Origin of the sequence: Cupriavidus numazuensis, assembly GCF_905397435.1 — a bacterium.
Taxonomy (GTDB): domain Bacteria; phylum Pseudomonadota; class Gammaproteobacteria; order Burkholderiales; family Burkholderiaceae; genus Cupriavidus; species Cupriavidus numazuensis.
Genome location: NZ_CAJPVI010000177.1, coordinates 1 through 528, shown reverse-complemented (window position 1 = coordinate 528; position 528 = coordinate 1). Strand labels below are relative to the sequence as shown.

Genomic DNA, 528 nt, shown 5'->3' with positions numbered 1-528 from the left:
GGCGACGCCGGAGGTGAAGGTGGCGTGCCACACCCGCAAGGGCCGCCCGGCCTTGCCCAAGGACCTGCCGCGCACGCGCATCGAATACGACCTGTCCGAGGCGCAGAAGGCGAGCTTCGACTCCCTGGAGCGCATCGGCGAGGAGCGCAGCGAGACGCTGCACTACGAGCCGGCCAGACTCAGCGTGATCGAGCACATTCGCTTCAAGTATGTAGCCACCAAGGATGGCGAGTCCACGATCGTGACCGCCGCCGCGCAGCCCTCGCCGCTGCCCAAGAGCAACGCCAGCGCCGGGCTGCTGGCCAGCATCCAGGTCGACACCTTCGTGGACCACTTGCCGATCAATCGGCAGGAGACGCGCTATGCACGCCTTGGCGTGCACCTGCCAAGGGCTACCCTGTGCGAATGGAAGCTGAGTTCTGCCGAGCTGCTGGCCACGCTGCTGCCGCCGTTGCGCAACCACGTCCTGCAGGCGCCGCGGCTGCACCTGGACGACACCACGCTGCCACTACTCGAGCGCGGGCGCAC

The 528-nt window shown here is 68.0% G+C and carries 1 protein-coding gene; it reads left to right on the top strand.

Annotated elements, in window-relative coordinates:
* Positions 1–19: 19 nt before the first annotated feature.
* The coding region (locus KHO41_RS41100; RefSeq protein ID WP_244874288.1) for an IS66 family transposase at positions 20–528 on the top strand (509 nt) is incomplete at its 3' end.